We start from the raw sequence: 17,905 nt of genomic DNA, 5'->3' as shown, positions 1-17,905 counted from the left end.
CAAGCGGTACACGTGCTGTAGACATCAGCCCGGCGACCAGCCTAGGATGCGTTGCCGGGCGCCCCTCTTTCGAGGGGAAGAATTCTGCCCATTCCCAATCGATCAGCTCGGACAATTTTACCAACTCGTGGCGCATGTCGACCAGTCGAGGTCGCAAGAGATCGTCTTGTTCCGTGGCGCGGGAGCGGTGCTTCGTGGCGGCAGTCCCAAATTGCAGGGTTTGTGAAGGAATCCTATGAAACCCTGCAGCGCAAAGCGAATACAATCACGGCTTTCTCACGCAAATTCAGAAGCTTGGACGTTGTTCAAAGCCGACTGAGTTAGTTATAAAACCACAGATCAAAATAAGAAAATTCCTTTTCTATTCTAGATATTTGCTCTTGTGTGAAAGCATTTCGAAACTCAAATGCAATATCGGCCGATACCACATTACTGCGCACATTATCAAATTTAACATCAGGTATTATCGCATAGCTGAGCTCAAATGATTTTCCAACATGAGAAAACATCGCCTCCATGGTTGGTCTAGCATTCATAGTAAGCGCCTCAAGACCAACAGAGATAACGCGCTGATCCTTTAAATGCTTCAAATACTCCATATATGAGATCTGCATGTACGAAATCTTCTCCGCGGAATATGTATCAAACCAAGAATAGAAATCAGGTGGAGAAGCTCGCCTATAATCCGAATAAACAATGGCCCTAGGATCTTTATATGTTACAATTGCTGGAACAACGGCCCGGCGCAACACGTTCTCGAGGTCGAATAAATAACGAGGCGTTTTGTCAAAAATCTCTGTAGTGTCATCAGAAATTGTAGACGACGATTGCATGAGAAGCCGGTAGAAATCATCGTGGTTTTTGGCCTGACAGCAAGCTTCCAGCTGTTCGTGAGTGATACCCCATCCCTCCAACATATTATTGGCGAAAGGTTGCGTATCAACAAAATCAGCAGGACTATCATTTAACAAAACACCACACTCAAACCCTGAGTCTAAGTGCGGAATTTGTCGGAATAGCTCTGTCACCAAAGTAGTTCCTGTATGCTCAAGTCCACAAACCAGAAATTTCAAAGTCATTCTGTTCTCTTTTTTCTTTTACTATCACTTTCAGCATGCAAAACGCTGATGCGTTGAGGATCAATACGCATATTTCAGGCGTGGCCGAGAACAAGTAAGACCTACGAAAACACCGCCTTCATGAAGTAATTTCGTTATAAAGTCCTGCTAGCATGTCTGCTTGCTCAGTAGCAAAACGAATTTTTCTTGGCTTTACCGAAGCTTTAAACTTGCTAACATTTCCATTAATAGAAGTTAAAACCTTCGCGAGAGCGTCTTGCGTTGGAGGAATTATAAAACCAGTTTCTCCATTAATAACATCTTCTCCCATCCCTCCCAGTGATGAAGCAATAACCCAACATCCACAGGCTGCAGCCTCACGTGTAACAAGACCAAAACTTTCCGGCCAGATAGACGGCGCTGCGAGTACGTCAATCTGCCGATAGAGATCAACCACCCGAGACTGCGCGACACGACCAACAAATTTGACTGGAACGGTTCCCCAATAATCTCGGCGAACTGCATTTTCTTCCATAGAATGGTCAGCGACGAGCACCTCAATATTGTGAAGTTCTAAATCTTGTATAGTATCCCTTAGTAGATCATAGCCCTTATGAGCAGACATCCCACCAATATGACCTATCACCACCCGTTTGCGCGCCGAAGTGTCCTTTTCGCGCCAATCGCGTGTTTCTGATATCCCATTGCGTATAGCCCGAATATCCGTAATGCCATTTTGCGCGTAAATATCCGCGTAAACCTTAGAAACAGTTGTCACTGCGGCAGCGTCAAGTAACAGAGATTTAAGGTGATTGCGTCGTTCAGAACTATCTGTGGGATCAATGCCCGGTGCATATACCTCTTGCGCGAATGGATCCGGATGTCCGTCTTCAAAGACTTGGCCAATAGGAGTGACCATAAATTGATGGTCAGATATCCACCAAGCATCATGCACCGTAACTACATAAGGTATCCCTGCGTTACGGGCCGCTTCTACAACACTTGCTGTTAATCTCTGCACACAATGGAAGTGCACAATATCTGGCTTTTCAGTTTCAAGAAATTCCGTGAAGAGCCGATAAATCTCCGCGTCTCGCGGATGCCAATCCATATGCTCTCGGTATAGAATTGTCGCTCGGTAATTGCGAAGCGGGCCGTCCATATGAATGCTTACACGGTGTGGAGGACGTGTATGTACATCTGATGAAAAGCAAACTACATCAAAATCGTCTGAGTAATCCTTCATAAATACATCAAGATTGTCCTCCACTACACGCGTAGCACCACCAATAGACTGAGGTCGCATGAACACGTTCACAAGTGCAACCTTGGGCTTCTTTTTCGTTGTTCTCATTGGTTTTTGAAGAGCTTTTACGACCGCCTTAAGGTCCCGTATGAAATCGCGACCGACGCTTTCAGACAGGTATTCGGTTCGCACTCGATTATATGCCTTTTGCCCAATCGCCTTACGTAAAACCTTATCTCCAATAAGCTGATCTATCGCAGAAACCCATTCTGGCGTCGTTCTTGCTAAAAACCCATCCACTTTATCTTCAATGACATCACGGTAATTCGCAGTTGATGACAGTACAGAAGGAATCCCAAAGCACGCAGCTTCAAACCACTTAAGTTCACTTTTGCAATCATTAATTTCGTCTGAATGCAAAACGGCCAAATTTATGTCTACCCACTGCAAAGTTTCATAATAGGATTTGACATTGTCACTAAATGGCAAGTGCAAAATCTGCGATTCAAACTTATCCATGAATTCTTGTGGCAGCTGAGCGTATCCCATCAAAACAAACCTGGCTTGCGGGTGCTTTGGCAGAATTTGCTCCATCACTGGTAAAATGATCTCTATCAGATCAGAATTATGAGCTTTGGTTCCACTTCCATAAAACAGGTCAACTGTTTCCTTGAAATCGCGATCAAGTAGCCGGAAAGTATTTTGCGAGTCCAAGCCATTTCGGAGTAACAGACAAGTCCCCGATTGAGTTAGTGGGCCTAATCGGTCAGCCAAGGGTTGTGTAGAAGCCAATCCCACCCGACAACATCTAGCCGCAGCATTATATAGAGCCATGCCTCTAACTAAACCTGCGTATTGATCCTCGTCTACCAACGTTCCATAAGTGTGCAATGGAAGCGGGTAGACAGGTTCAAAAATAAGATCGTCGACCTCATATATTGCAAGCTTTCCTGCAGCAGTGACTTGAGCCATCGCCTTGAGGACTTTTGGCAGTGCTGGTACACGATAAAAGATGACTGTATCATAGAAAGCTAGGCAATCAATGTCATCGCCGACTTCCATCCAGTTGACAGCAATGGCATCTACTCCTACCGATTGAAGATGCTCAATTTTTTGATCAATTCTATACCGAACACATTGAGGCACAACAAAATCGCCAACAATTAAAATACGGCCTAAATTTACATCCCCCAAAAACTTTGGAGGTGCCTCAGCACCATAGAATTGTAGGTAGGCATGATAAACCTCTTGAGTATACTTTTCAATCTTAGCGATTACGTCATCTCGACGGTTACACAGTATTTCGACAGTTGTCTCGGCTTCCGTCTTACCCCACAAAGCATCGGCTATCGCATCTAAATGGTCAATCACATGCGTGAACTCAGGAAAATACTGCACGCAGTTCAGTGCAACATCGTAAGATTCTTCAATCTGACCTAAAGCCAATTGTGCCTTAGAGAGGTTCAGGAACAGCCAATCATTTCTATGACCGGCCTCCAATGCGAGCTTATAAAGTCGCATGGCATCTGCGAAATTCCCTCGGTCGATTTCAATGTTCCCTAAGAGCTCAAGCGCGGGCCCATTTTCAGGATTAAAGCGAACTGATTTCTTAAGAAAGTTCTCTGCAAAATGCAGCATCCCACGTGTGAGGTAAACACGCGATAAATTCTCATACACGCGGCTTGTCAGATGAGCTTCTTCGAAATACTCGTATGCTGGTGCATCAGGAAATAACAGCCCCTCTAAGACAGTGTTCAATTCGATAGCTGGATGCTTTGACCGAATGCGAGTAATCGACTCCATCCAACTTTCTAGGTTCTCGAAGAGGTCATGAGGCAAACCTTTAGACGTCAGCCACTGGCCAACGTGGGAAACTCGCCCCTCTTCTTGGCCATGTTTCAAATAATGCTCAGCAAGAGCGTTTACTCCTACAACTCCCGCAGCAGAAAGGTCAGGATAGAAAGCCTCATAAAAAAATGGGTCGAAGAGCCTGAGCCGGCGCTGATCATCCCGCGATGCAGATTCTTCATGTAACGTTCTCAATTGACTATTGCCTTCCACAAACGAAGCCCTAAAATCATTCATTAATTTGACCTCTGCAAATTTAGAGCGTCAGCGTATCGAATTAAGATACAATATTATCAATATTTTTCAAAAATATACCTAAAGAGAATTTCAGCATCTCAACCTTAGAAGATATGCTCCGTAGTCATTCTTTTTAAAGAGTTCGGCACGTTCTTTGAGCTGCTCTTCGCCGATCCACCCCATGTCATAGGCAATCTCTTCCAGACAACCGGTTTGCAAGCCCTGTCGCTTGGTCAGGGTCCGGACAAAGTTCCCAGCATCCAAAAGTGAGGCATGGGTACCTGTATCGAGCCAAGCGTAGCCGCGCCCCATGGTTTCGACGCGCAGTTTGCCTTCGTCCAGATACATCTGAAGCAAATCAGTGATCTCAAGTTCCCCCCGAGGAGAAGGCTTCACTTGGCGTGCGCGTTCAGGTGCTGAGCTGTCGAGAAAATAAAGGCCGGTTACCGCGTAGTTCGAAGGGGGGACCTCGGGCTTTTCAATAATCTCGCGGGCAGTGCCGTCTGCATCAAAGTCGACAACCCCATATCGTTCGGGGTCGGCAACGTGGTAGCCGAAAACAGTACCGCCATCAGGGCGCGCATCAGCTTGGGCGAGCAGCTCAGGAAGAGCGTGCCCAAAGAAGATATTATCCCCCAGCACCAAAGCAGAAGGCGCACCATCCAAGAAGTCTTCGGCCAAAATGAACGCCTGTGCCAGACCATCAGGGCTTGGCTGAACGACGTAGGTCAGCGAGATGCCCCATTGGCTGCCATCGCCAAGAGTGCGCTTGAACTGGTCTTGGTCCTGCGGGGTCGTGATCATGCAGATCTCACGGATACCCGCGAGCATCAGCACAGAGATCGGATAATAGATCATCGGCTTGTCGTAGATCGGAAGCAGCTGTTTGCTGACGCCCATGGTAACAGGGTACAGCCGTGTGCCGGATCCGCCCGCCAGAATGATCCCTTTGCGGGCCTTGCCGTTTTGCGTGCTCATCGGAACGCTCCTAAGTCTTTTAAAATAGTCTCGAGGCCCGTGCGCCAATCAGGCTGGGTCACGCCAAAAGCGGTCTCGAGAGAGGTACAATCCAGTCTTGAATTCAATGGCCTTGTGGCGGGCGTCGGGTAGTCCGAACTCGGGATGCCCGAGACATCGCACTGCAGCCCCGCCTGGTCGAAAATTTCTCGGGCAAAATCGGCCCAAGAGGCTTCGGGGGCACCTGAGACATGGTAAATGCCCGCTTTGCTGCTGTCGTCAGCCAGTTGGGCGGCCATCTGCATGCAGGCCCCTGCGATATCCCGTGCCGGGGTCGGCGCACCAATCTGGTCGGCTACGATGTTCAGGCGGTCCCGTTCGGCCCCGAGCCGCAGCATGGTTTTGACGAAGTTCGCGCCATGGGCAGAGACCACCCAAGAGGTGCGCAAAATCCCATAGGCCCCGCCAGCCGCGCAAACGGCCTGCTCGCCGGCCAACTTGCTGCGGCCATAGGCGTTCAGCGGGGCGGTCCTATCGGCGGGTAGCCAAGGACGCGTACCGCTGCCGTCAAAGACATAGTCTGTCGAGACGGTGATAAACGGAATCCCAAGCTCGGCGCAGCAGCGCGCCATCGCGCCAGGCGCCTCGCCGTTGATGATGGTGGCTAAGGCCTCTTCTTCTTCGGCCTTATCAACAGCGGTATAGGCAGCCGCGTTGATCACAGCCGCGGGTTGGTGCTGCCGGATCGCGGCAACGCACGCCTCGGGGTCAGCAAGATCGGCCTCGGCGCGTCCCAGACAGATGACTCCGTCAAACCGCGCCAACTCCTGCGCCAACTGACCGCTTTTCCCAAAACATAGAACCTGCATCACCGCGCCCTCACTTTTTGACGCCGAGCCGTTGGCCCACGCCCTGACGGTTCTGCAGAGGCTTCCACCAGTCTTCGTTGTCCAGATACCACTGAACCGTGGCGGCCAGCCCCTCTTCTACCGTCACGCTCGGACGCCAGCCCAGTTCATTGCGAATGCGAGCAGGCTCGATTGCGTAGCGGGCATCATGGCCGGGGCGGTCGGTAACAAAGGTGATCTGCTCCTTGTAGGACAGGCCATCCGCGCGGGGGCTTTTATCGTCTAGAATGGTGCAGAGAGTTTGGACCAGCTCCAGATTGCTGCGCTCGTTCTCGCCGCCAATGTTGTAGCTGCGCCCCACCTCGCCTTTCTGCACGACCAAGAGCAGCGCATCCGCGTGATCCTCGACATAAAGCCAGTCGCGCACATTCGAGCCATCCCCGTAGATCGGCAGCTCCTTGCCCACGAGCGCATTCAGGATGACCACGGGGATCAGCTTCTCGGGGAAGTGGTAGGGCCCGTAATTGTTCGAGCAGTTGGTCAGCACCACAGGGAGCCCGTAGGTCTCTTGCCAAGCGCGGACCAGATGGTCGCTGCTGGCTTTGGACGCCGAATAGGGACTGCGCGGATCATAGGGTGTCTCTTCGGTGAACTTGATCGAGGGGTCCGCGGGCAAAGAGCCAAAGACCTCGTCCGTCGAGATGTGGTGAAAGCGGAAGCTCTCGGGCTTGCCTTTGGCGGACCAGTAGCTGCGCGCCGCCTCAAGCATATTGAAGGTGCCGGTGATGTTGGTCTCGATGAAATCCGAAGGACCATCGATCGAGCGGTCCACATGGCTTTCGGCTGCCAGATGCATAACTGCATCGGGCGCGTGCTCGGCAAAGATCCGGTCTAGCGCCTGACGCTCCCGGATATCCGCTTGTTCGAACACATAGCCCGGATTGTCCGCCACCGGCGCTACATTCTCGAGGCATGCAGCATAGGTCAGCGCGTCCACATTCACCACCTGATGGCCCCGCGCAATCGCAAGACGCACCACCGCCGAGCCGATAAATCCGGCTCCACCTGTTACAAGAAGTTTCATCGCTTATCCTTCCAGAAGTCCGCCCGTCGCCGGGTCCCATTGGAACGGGCTCTTGAAATCAGCCAAGGCTGGTGCAGCAGCGTCCTTGGCCGAGAGCATCGGCGTTCCCTGCAGGCCGGCCTCAGCCTGCCAATCTATTCCGCAGCTGTCCCATGCTACGGCCCCGTCACATTCGGGAGCGTAGTAGTCGCTGCACTTATACAAAATCTCGGTGTCGGGCTTGAGCGTGACAAAACCATGCAAGAACCCTTTGGGCACCAACAGCTGCTTGCCGTTCTCGGGTGTCAGAACGATCCCAAAGGCCTGCCCGTATGTGGGCGAACCGTTGCGGATGTCGACAGCAACATCATAAAGGGCGCCCTGCCCGCAGCGCACCAGCTTGTCCTGCGCATGGGGCGGCGACTGGAAATGCAGACCTCGCAGGGTGCCCACTTCTGTCGAAACAGAATGATTGTCCTGCACAAAGTCGATATCGATCCCCTGCTCTGCCAGAACCTTCTTGCTCCAGCATTCCTCGAAAAACCCCCGAGAATCTCCGAACCGTTTGGGCGTCAGAATTTTCACCCCAACGAGTGGCGTTTCTTCAATCTGCACGAGCTGTTCCTTAGTTTAATAGACTTAAAAAATACAACCTCTCCTTAGCAATCTGCGATGCTGTTGTCATCGCAAAATGGGAGAACGTTTCACAGGGAATAGAACAACATAAATTCTTCTACCTTATGTGAATAAATATGAAGCTTAGAGATGTTTCGCGCGCGAAACATTTATACCCTACAGAAATAGTCGGAAATTCGCGATTTTTTCTCAGCAAATAGATTGCCCTCTCCGCAACACCACCCCTGTGGCAGTGCCTTGGGAGATCCGTTACCCGAGGCGCTTTTTGACCCACCCGAGAAAGGCCGCATCGGGCCGGCGCAACCGCGGGCTTCCGCTGCTCTGCCACATAGCAAGCCAGTCAGCCTCGAGCGCATAGACATCCGCACCGGGCATCATGCTGCGTGCCTCTTCCAGAGTTTCCTGCTTGAGGTGCGGGCGCGCCACTGGTCCTCCGCCCGGCTCGACCACTGCATTTTTCTGACTAAAGCAGATGCGGTCTCCGGGCAGCTCTTCCATGGCATAGTCGGGCAGGGATTGGGCCTCGATCATTTCGCGGATCATCTTGCGGAACACTCGGCGGGGGCTGGCAGAGCCAGACTTCTTCAGAAGCGTTTCCACGGACACCGTCCACGACGGCTGCCGCCCGCAATGCTTGCGGGTCAACTCGTAGATCCGGCGCTCCAGCGGTTTGCGCAGACGGAAGTAATCTCGGCTCAGGGTCAGGACCGATTTCGACAGCACCGCCCGGTACAGCCACTCGGACAGCGTCACCGACACGTTGACCATACGCCCGCCCCGCGCCTTGCGCACGATCTCCCAGCTTTCGATCAGACCAAAGCCCGAGGTGACCTCTTGGCCGCCGGTCACGATGTTGGTGGTGATGCGCGTGCCCGCCAAACGTTCGAAAGCTTCGCGCAGGCGGCGGTAAGCGTCCCCACTCGTGCCGCGATTGGTCGCCATCAGTAGATCGTGGGCCTTGAGGTGGAGCGTCCGGCTGACCTGACGGCCCGCATTGATCGCCGCCATCAACTGGCTCACACAAAAGATCAGGATGTCTTTGTCGTGGATCGTCGCCAGACCTTTGACGCTGGGAATGACGGTGATCTCGGCCCCGTTATGTTCATAGGACAGGATGCGCCGGTCCGGCCGCGTGGCCAAAGAGAACAGCGGATGCTCCATCGAGGCCAAGTCGTTCTTGGGGATCGTATCGAAGATGTCGCACAGAAAGAATGCGCCATTTCCATCGGGGGCGCCTGCTGCGCCACCCTCTATTGCCACCGCCATATGCCCGGGCCCTACTGCTCTGTCCGGTCCCCAATTTTCCGCCGCCAAAAGGCCTTGGACAGGGGGACTCGCTTTTCGTGGTTTTGATTACACCGACCTTAAAGTTATCCACAGCCTCTCGCAACGGTGTTCCGGAATCGCGCTGTCGGGGGTTCAGAGTCATTTGATCGACGTTTCAGAGTCACTCTGCCCAAAAAATCGGCCAAAATATCCATGTATCAAAAGGGGTTAACGACAGACGCCTTTGCCCTTAACTATATAATAACTCATAAATAACAGAGAAAAAAATCTCGCGACGAGAAAATCACCCCAAAACACAGCTTCCAGAACCGGTTTTAAATCTCTGATTTCGCTTATTTTTTTGAAGTGACTGCTGATTTTTGTTCCATGTGCTGCATTTCATGGTATATTTCGGAAAAGACAGCACATCACCCAAATCAAAGCACATCTTCACCCGTAGGATATGCTGGAGAAGCAGCGCAAGGCGATCCGGTCCATGGCCAAAGATACATCCAAGAAAGACGGCGTGACCCTGCCGCCCTATTTCAACATCGACCCCGATGCCGCTCTGACCGAGCTTGGTGATCCAACCGGAACCCAAGGCTTTGCTGCAATCGCAGAAGGCTGCGCCAAGGGGCGCGCTGACCTCTCGAGCCGGGGCCTGAACGAAGAGGGTCAGAAGAACCTTCGTCTGTTCTCGACCTGGGAGATCACCCGCTATCTGATCCCCGTCGCCCAAGCCCATTTCCGCCGAGTCCTAAAGGCCCATCCCGAACTGCCCCAAGGGCGGTCCGAGACCGAAGGCGGCGCCAAGTGGTTCACCCTCGACGAGGTGCTCAAGCTCCGCGCCCATTTTGGGGCGCAGGGGTCCAAGGCCAAGAACTACCTGCCCTACCGCCCCGAGAATGTGCCCGCGAAACTGGTGGCGGTGGCGAACTTCAAAGGCGGTGTGGGCAAGACTTCGACCGCGGCCCATCTTGCCATGTCGGCGGCGCTGGACGGGTACCGGGTGCTGGTGATCGATCTGGACAGCCAAGGCTCGATGACCTCGATCTTTGGCGGCAAGGTCGAAGACGAATGGAACACCGCCTTCCCGCTGATTGCCCGCCACTACGGAGAGCATCTGCGCACCGAGAACCAGCGCCGTCTGGATCGCGGAGAAGCCCCCCAGCCCATCGACGACGTCCTGAGCGACGCCATGAAAATGAGCTCGGCAGATGTGATCCAGACCACCCACTGGCCAAACATCGATCTGATCGGCGCGCAGCTGAACCTTTACTGGGCCGAGTTCCAAATTCCGGTCTGGCGCATGGCCGCCCGCACTTGGAAGCTCTGGGATGCTCTGACCGACCGGCTCGAGGCGGATGGCGTTCTGAATGACTACGATATCGTCTTCATCGACACCCCCCCTGCGCTTGGCTACCTGACCATCAACGGGCTTTCTGCGGCGGACATCCTGCTGGTGCCCATGGGCGCGTCCTTCCTCGAGTTCGACAGCACGGGCCGGTTCTTTGATATGCTTCATTCGACCTTTGCCAGCATCGAGGATGGAGAGAACCTGGCTGCCCGCGCTTTGGGGCGTCCGGAGATGGGGTTTGAATGGGATGCGGTCCGCGCCGTCATCACCCGCTACGACGCGGCCCAACAGGGCGAGCTGGCAGCCTTGATGCAGGCCTATATGGGGCCGGTGCTCTCGCCCCATAAACAGGATTTCACCGCGCTGATCGGTCAGGCCGGTGAACAGGTGAATGGTATCTACGAAGCCGACTACCGCGATTTCAACCGCGAGACATATGCCCGCGGCCGCGAGACTTTTGATGCGACCTATGCGGCGTTCAAACGGCTCTTGATCGGGGTCTGGCGGCGGGCCGAGTTGGAGGCCGCGCAGGGCTAGCTCTGCATGGGTCCGGCGGATTACGGTGAAGACAGGGCCCGAGGCTCTTTGAGGAAGGACATGGGACAATGGCAAAACGCAAACGGTTGATGCCCGCACAGGGCACCTATCTGTCAGAACCGCTCGAGACGAAATCCGCCTTGGGCGGGCCAGCGGGCCATGCCTCTGCTCCCATTGCCAAGGTTGCCTCCGAATCTTCGGTGCATGCGGCCCTGCAAGAACTGTCCGACACGCTGGAGACAGCCCGTACCAAAGGGCTGATGATTGCCGAGGTACCCCTTGGGGCGATCGACGAGACCTATCTGGTTCGGGACCGGATGGCGCAGGACGAAGACGAGATGGCCGCACTGGTGGACTCGATCCGTGCCCGGGGCCAGCAAACCCCGATTGAGGTGCTGGCGCTGGAAGATGGCCGGTATGGTCTGATCTCTGGGTGCCGCCGCCTGACGGCCCTGCGCCGTCTCTATGCCGAGACGGACGATCCGCGCTTCGCCACCGTGCGGGCCTTGGTGGTCCGGGCCGACACCGCCGAGAGCGCCTATGTCGCCATGGTCGAAGAGAACGAAATCCGGGTGAACCTCTCTCATTACGAGCGGGCGCGGATCGTGACCAAAGCGCTGGCCGAGGGGGTGTTTCCGACTCTAAAATCCTCGCTTCAGACTCTGTTTGCCAATGTACCCCGTGCAAAGCGCTCCAAGATCGGCAGTTTCGTCACGCTGGTGAATGCGCTGGACGATGACCTGCACTACCCCACAGCGATCAGTGAAAAGCTGGGGCTTGCCTTGGTCAAAGCCATGTCCGAGGATACCGGTTTCGAGGGGCGTCTGAAGGCCGCACTGCAAGACCACCCGCGCGAGACCGCCGCCGAGGAAATCGAGATATTGCAGCAGGCGGTTCAGACAGAGGTGCCCGAAGCGGCTCCCCCTGTCAAACCCGCTCCGACCCAGCCCGCCGAGGCGGCCCCGCGCACGCCAGCGACCGTGGTTCAGGTGCTGCCGGGGGTCCGTTTGGGGTTTTCGGCGGACCGCAACCGGATCGAGTTGAGCGGTCAGAACGTGGACGCGGATCTGGTCGATGCGTTGGAAAAGTGGCTCAAAACACGCTGATCAGAGTCTATTTTTGGCGAAATAGACTCTATGGACCTCTCGGCGGCAAATGTTTCGCGCGCGAAACATTTTGGCCACGCCCCGCGAAACGCCCCAAGTTACCTCCCAAGGAATAAGCGGTTTCCATCCCGTCCGAAGCATCTGGTGGAATTGTGTTTTCGCTTCCGGCGCTTGTGTGTCAAAAGGCGGGAAAGCATCGATGGTGGTTGTGCGTGCTTCTGGCCCTCTCATCCGGCAAGCGCAGCGACTGGATGCAGGAAGACGCGTGGAAAGAAGAAAGGCGCATATCAAACATGAGTGCTGAGCCCCAAACCCGCCGCGATATTGTTGTTGTGCTTGGTATGCACCGGTCCGGCACGTCTGCGCTGGCAGGTATTCTGGCGCGTCACGGCTGCACCCTGCCCCAAGAGGTGATGCCCGCCAACGATTTCAATCCCAAGGGCTATTACGAGTCTCTTCTGACCTACAATTTGAACGACGCGATCTTCCGGTCGCAGGAGACGTCTTGGGATGACTGGCAGGTCTTTCCGCAGGACTGGTACGGCACGGCGGATATGGATGCTTCCTTGGCTGAGGGGCGCAAGGTTCTGCAGAACGAATTCCAAGATGCCCGGATCAGCATCCTAAAAGATCCCCGCATTTGCCGGTTGATGCCGTTCTGGTCCCAGCTTTTCGACAAGGAAAACCTGAAGCCCACCTACCTGCTGATCCACCGCAATCCGATCGAGGTCGCCAATTCACTCTTGCGCCGCGAGGGCTGGCCCATCTCTGTCGGGTTCCTGCTCTGGCTGCGTCATGTGCTAGAGGGCGAGTTTGGCTCGCGCGGCACGGCACGCAGCTTTACCAGCTACGAGCGCCTGCTGACCGATTGGCGCGCCGTGATCGAACGGTTCCAGCGCGACACCGGACTGACCCTGCCGCTAAGCTCGGACGCGGCCGCCGAGGAGGTCACATCCTTTTTGACCTCGGACTTGCGCCACAGCAGCGAAAGCGCCGAAACCCTTGCTGCCCATCCTGATGCCACGCCATGGGTGCAGAGGACCTTTGGTATCCTGGAGCGGTGGGCGCAGGACGGCGAGGCTGAGGCAGATTATCAGACCCTGGACGGTATTCGTGCGGAGCTGGATGCAGTGACCCCGATGTTCGGTCCCATGGTGCAATACCTGCGCGCTGAACGCCGCAAAGACGCCATTACGATGGACGAGATGCAGCAGGCGCGTCTTGCCGAGCGGCGCCACGCTTCTGAGAAATACGAAGAACTTCTGACATCGTCGCGCAAAGAGGCAGAGAGCCTCAATGAAACGGTTGCGAGACAGTATCAGGATTTGAAAGCCTTGCAGGAACGTTTCGCAGGAGAGCAACAGAAGCTCGCGACCTACAAACAGACCGCCCGCGCCGATCTGCTGCGCCAGCGCGCCAACTTCGAGAGGGAGCTGGCAGAGACGCTTCAGGCCCATCGCAGCCATTCAGACATCCGTGCCGTACAGCAGCAAGAAAAGATCGCAGGCCTCGAGGGGCTGCGGGACCGGCTTCAGGCCGATCTGCACCACCGCACCGAGGCCTTGGACCGTATGACCGAAGAGCGGAACCGGAGCGATGCCGAACGCGAAGCGCTCTATGAAGAGGTGCGGCGTCATCAGGGGCGCGTGCATGATCTGGAGCACAGTACGTCGTGGAAGATCACCGGCCCCATGCGCCGGTTGATCCGGCTCGTCAAGCGGGCAGGCTGATCCACGCTTTGGCTTATATGAACTGCATTTGTCTGGTCGCGCGTTTTGCTGATGTGAACCGTTCGGGGAAAAGGAAGTCTTGATGTCCGCTCTCGAAAATCTCTTTCAACGGGACTGGTACCTTTCCGAAAACCCGGATGTCGCTCTTTTTGCGGGCGGCCCTCTGGAGCATTATACCCTGTTCGGTTGGCGCGAGGGGCGCAATCCGCATCCCCTGTTCGACACGGAATTCTATCTCAAACAGGTGCCGGACTGCTTGGCGCAGGACATCGAGCCCCTAACCCACTACGTCACCACAGGCTGGCGCCAGTTCAAACGCCCGCATCCGCTGTTTCATCCCGCCGCCTACGTCATGGGCAATCGCGATATCCTACTGGCGGATGTGGACCCCTGGCAGCATTACCTGCGCCGGGGCTGGAGCGAAGGGCGGCACCTTCATCCGCTGTTCGACAACGATTGGTATCTGCGGATGTACCCCGATGTCGCCAAAGCCGAGGTAGATCCCCTGAGCCACTATTTGGGGACAGGCTGGAAAGAGAAACGCATCCCCCATCCCGCTTTCGCAGCGAACTGGTACGCGCAGACCTATCAGGTCGAGGATGCGAACCCTTGGCTGGACTATATCCTCACGGGCTGGCGCGAGGGGCGAAACCCCCATCCGGAATTCGATGCCGCCCACTATCACGAGGCCTATCTTGATCCCGTAGACTATGTCTGCGAGCCACTGGCCCATTATCTGCGCACAGGCTGGCGCGAAGGGCTGCTGCCCAATGCCGGCTATGTGGCCAAAGACGGTGATCAGGACAGCGATCTTTCCCCCTTCTACTGCGCATTGGCAGAGGTCCGCCCGCCCAAGCCCGTCCCGCACAAGGGCAGCGCTCTGTTCCAGCCGGGCCTGCGCGAGGACGGACGGCGCGGCCGCCTGATCCTTGTGACCCACGACACGCAGTTGGGCGGGGCACAAACGGTGCTGCGTCTCTTGGCGGACTGGATCCTGTCCTCAACCCGGTTCTCGGTGGGCATTGTCGCGATCAACGGCGGGCACTTCCGCTACGAGTTCGAAAAGATCGCGCCGGTCTTTGTGCTGTCCGACCATGCCGAAGACGACCGTGCCGCGGCTCTGGCCGAATGGGCCGGAGACGATGTGCAGGCGGTGTTCGTCAATTCGATCGTCAGTGGGGCGTTCTACAAGTATTGGCAGGCCGACACCCCCAGTGTTGCCTTCATCCACGAACTGCCCAAAATTCTCGAGCGCTATCCCGAAGAAGTCGCGCTGGTACGTGAGCAGACGGACCATGTGATCTGCGGGGGGCCGGATGTCTATGCGGCGCTGTCGGGGGATTTTGGTTTCGATGCGAAACGCATGACCTCGGCGCACAGCTTCATCGAGGCTCTGCCCAAAGGCGACACTGACGCAGACCGTCTTGCGCGGCGGACGTCCGCGCGCCGGTCTGTGGGCGTGTCGGGCGACCGTATCCTGGTCATGGGCTGCGGTGTGGCGCACTGGCGCAAATCGCCGGACAAATTCGTTGAGACCGCCGAAAAGGTTCTGGCCGCAGGACTGGATGCGGAATTCGTCTGGCTCGGGGGTGGCCCCGACGAAGAGGCCTGCATCGCCCAAGCCGCTGCCGCGGGCATTTCGGATCGCGTCCATTTCACCGGATATGAGCCAGAGGTGGCCGCCAAACTGGCGGGCGCGGACATCTTTCTGCTCAGCTCCCAAGAGGACCCGTTCCCGCTGGTTGCGCTCTATGCGGCGCAGGCGGGTGTGCCGATCACCTGTTTTCAGGATGCTGGCGGGATTGCTCAGTTCGTCCAGACGGGCAGCGGGCAGGCGGTGCCGTTCATGGACACCGATGCCATGGCCGAGGCTGTGCTGCTGTATGGCCGCGACACCGACCGCCGCCTGCAGGATGGCGAAACCGGCCGCATTCAGGTCGCGCGGCAATACACGATCAACGCGGTGGGGCCGATGCTGCTTCATGCCTTGCGCGAGGTGGCGGGCCTCGCCCCCGAGGTCAGCGTCGTACTGCCGAACTACAACTACGAGACCTACCTGCCCCAGCGCCTCGACAGCATCATCGCGCAGGAATTTCAGGACTTCGAACTGATCCTTCTGGACGATGCCTCGACCGACGGCTCGCCCCAGCTTCTGGCAGATTTCGCCAAGACCCGCGCGGGCACCAAGACCGCCCTGAACACGGAAAACTCCGGCTCGCCCTTTGCCCAATGGATGCGCGGAATGGAGATGGCCGCCGCCGAGGTGATCTGGCTCGCCGAAGCGGATGACTGGTGCGAAGACACGCTGCTGACCACGCTGCTGCCGCTCTTTGATGACCGCAATGTGCGGCTGGCCTCGGCCATGTCTGTGCCTGTGCGATCAGACGGGTCGATCATCGGGGACTATTCCGAGCTTTACCTCGACCGGATCAACCCGGGCCGCTGGACGCAGGATTTCATCGCCACCGATCACGAAGAAGCCAACGAAGGCCTTGGGATCGCCAACACCATCCCGAATGCCAGCGCGGTGCTGATGCGCAAGTTCGACCCTGATGCCGATTTCGCCGAGCGGGTGCAAAAGATGCGCCTCTGCGGGGACTGGTACTTCTATATCCGCGCGATGAAGGGCGGGCTGGTTGGCTTCTCTTCGGCGCCGCTGAACTATCACCGCCGCCACGAAAACACAGTCACCCACAAGCTCGAAGGCTCTTTGCGCTACTTCACCGAACTGGCCGAGGTCCGCCGCTATGTGGGCCAGACCTATCGCCAAAGCCCGAAGGCGCAGGAACAGATCCACCAGTTCCTTGAACAAGACATCGCCCGTTTCAACGTCGAGGATCGCAGCGCCCTGCCGGTCCTGCCAGACCCCGCCAAAGCGCTGCCTGCCCTAGCCGTGATCGCCCCGGACCTCAGCCCCGGTGGGGGGCAGATGTTTGCGATCTCTCTTGCGAACGACTGGCACCGACGCGGTGGACGGGTTGTGCTGGTCAATGCCTGCTATCAACCGACCCACCCTGCCGTGCTGTCGAAACTGGATCCTGCCGTGGCGCTCTATCAGGCGACGGACCCGGACTTTGATCTGGCCGAGATTGTCGCCCGCTACGATATCGATGTGATCCACTCGAACATATGGTGGTCTGACTCTCTGGTGGACAGCTATCGCGATACCCTGCCCGCCGATTTGCCGTGGGTTATCACCATGCATGGCTGTCATGAAACCCTGCTGCAACACCCCGGCATCGACCGCGGTTTCCCTGACAAGATGCGCCGTATGCTGGAGCGTGTGGATGCCTGGGTCTATCTGGCGGACAAGAATATCGGCGTCTTTGATGTCTATGAGCGTCCCGAACGTCTGCTGCGCATCCCGAACGGCATGGCCGAAGAGCCGATCCGCACCCGTCTGGATCGCGAAACGCTGGGGCTGCGCCCCGACGCTGTGGTGCTCTGTATGGCAGCCCGTGCGATCCCCTCCAAAGGGTGGGCCGAGGCTGTCGCTGCCATAGAACAATTGAATGCCGAAGGTCACAAAGTCGATCTGATCCTTTGCGGCGAAGGCCCCGCGGCGGATGCTGTCCGTGCAAACGCGCCAGAACATGTGGTGCTGACAGGGCAGGTGCCCAACGTTCAAGACTACTTTGCCATCTCGGATATCGGCCTTCTGCCGAGTTATTTCATTGGAGAGTCTCTGCCGCTGGCCTTGATCGAGATGATCGCCAAAGGCTTGCCGGTCGTCGCATCGGATGTGGGTGAAATCCCGAGTATCGTTGGGGCAGGGGACAGCGCTGCCGGTATTCTGGTGCCGCTGGCCGAACAGGAGGGCAAGCCCGCCCTAGACCAAGAGGCGTTTATTGAGGCTCTACGCCAGATGATGGATCCAGTCCAGCGCGCCCGTATGGGCACCGCTGCGCGCCAACGGTTCGACGCCGAGTTCCGGCTTGATCGCATGGTAGATCGCTATGCAGAGCTTTATCGTATGGCCATGAAGCGTACGCGTATGTGATAATAACAGAAATATC

Annotated in this window: 11 protein-coding genes and 1 pseudogene; 4 read left to right on the top strand and 8 right to left on the bottom strand. The window is 56.1% G+C overall.

The window, feature by feature from the left end; genetic code table 11:
• The 8 genes and pseudogenes from AB9K37_RS00875 to AB9K37_RS00840 all read right to left on the bottom strand — a co-directional run.
• Positions 1-136, bottom strand: a pseudogene (locus tag AB9K37_RS00875) (IS5/IS1182 family transposase); the annotation flags it as partial.
• A gap of 184 nt (positions 137-320) precedes the next feature.
• Complete coding sequence (locus tag AB9K37_RS00870) at positions 321-1,079, bottom strand: sulfotransferase (RefSeq protein WP_369835143.1); 759 nt, start codon at positions 1,077-1,079, stop codon at positions 321-323.
• Between the two features lie 118 nt (positions 1,080-1,197).
• Positions 1,198-4,389 (bottom strand): glycosyltransferase, encoded by a 3,192-nt coding sequence (locus tag AB9K37_RS00865; RefSeq protein ID WP_369835142.1) that lies wholly within the window; start codon positions 4,387-4,389, stop codon positions 1,198-1,200.
• A gap of 90 nt (positions 4,390-4,479) precedes the next feature.
• Positions 4,480-5,367, bottom strand: coding sequence for a glucose-1-phosphate thymidylyltransferase RfbA (gene rfbA, locus AB9K37_RS00860; RefSeq protein WP_369835141.1), 888 nt, complete (start codon positions 5,365-5,367; stop codon positions 4,480-4,482).
• On the bottom strand, positions 5,364-6,215 hold the full coding sequence (gene rfbD, locus AB9K37_RS00855) for a dTDP-4-dehydrorhamnose reductase (RefSeq protein ID WP_369835140.1): 852 nt from the start codon (positions 6,213-6,215) through the stop codon (positions 5,364-5,366). The genes rfbA and rfbD overlap by 4 nt, the downstream gene beginning before the upstream one ends.
• Before the next feature lie 10 nt (positions 6,216-6,225).
• Entirely contained in the window at positions 6,226-7,278 is a 1,053-nt protein-coding gene (gene rfbB, locus AB9K37_RS00850) for a dTDP-glucose 4,6-dehydratase (protein ID WP_369835139.1), read from the bottom strand.
• A 3-nt stretch (positions 7,279-7,281) separates the two neighbouring features.
• Positions 7,282-7,872: a dTDP-4-dehydrorhamnose 3,5-epimerase gene (gene rfbC / locus AB9K37_RS00845; RefSeq protein WP_369835138.1), complete on the bottom strand. Its 591-nt coding sequence runs from the start codon at positions 7,870-7,872 to the stop codon at positions 7,282-7,284.
• 270 nt (positions 7,873-8,142) lie between these two features.
• Positions 8,143-9,159, bottom strand: a complete 1,017-nt coding sequence (locus tag AB9K37_RS00840) for a replication initiator protein A (RefSeq protein ID WP_369835137.1) — start codon at positions 9,157-9,159, stop codon at positions 8,143-8,145.
• Between the two features lie 496 nt (positions 9,160-9,655).
• Here AB9K37_RS00840 and AB9K37_RS00835 point away from each other — a divergent pair, with 496 nt between their 5' ends.
• The 4 genes from AB9K37_RS00835 (at position 9,656) to AB9K37_RS00820 (ending at position 17,889) form a co-directional block, all read left to right on the top strand.
• The gene (locus AB9K37_RS00835; protein WP_369835136.1) at positions 9,656-11,053 is read left to right on the top strand and encodes an AAA family ATPase; all 1,398 of its coding nucleotides are present in this window, start codon (positions 9,656-9,658) and stop codon (positions 11,051-11,053) included.
• Positions 11,054-11,121: 68 nt separating this feature from the next.
• Positions 11,122-12,159 carry a ParB/RepB/Spo0J family partition protein gene (locus tag AB9K37_RS00830; RefSeq protein WP_369835135.1) on the top strand — a complete coding sequence of 346 codons (1,038 nt, stop codon included), beginning with the start codon at positions 11,122-11,124 and terminating at the stop codon, positions 12,157-12,159.
• A 293-nt stretch (positions 12,160-12,452) separates the two neighbouring features.
• Complete coding sequence (locus AB9K37_RS00825) at positions 12,453-13,889, top strand: hypothetical protein (RefSeq protein WP_369835134.1); 1,437 nt, start codon at positions 12,453-12,455, stop codon at positions 13,887-13,889.
• Between the two features lie 82 nt (positions 13,890-13,971).
• Positions 13,972-17,889 (top strand): glycosyltransferase, encoded by a 3,918-nt coding sequence (locus tag AB9K37_RS00820; RefSeq protein ID WP_369835133.1) that lies wholly within the window; start codon positions 13,972-13,974, stop codon positions 17,887-17,889.
• The last annotated feature ends 16 nt before the right edge of the window (positions 17,890-17,905 follow it).

The organism is Donghicola sp. XS_ASV15, assembly GCF_041224595.1.
In the GTDB taxonomy this organism is placed as follows: domain Bacteria; phylum Pseudomonadota; class Alphaproteobacteria; order Rhodobacterales; family Rhodobacteraceae; genus Donghicola.
The sequence above is the reverse complement of the archived record's forward strand: the minus strand, read 5'-3'. Positions and strand labels throughout refer to the sequence as shown.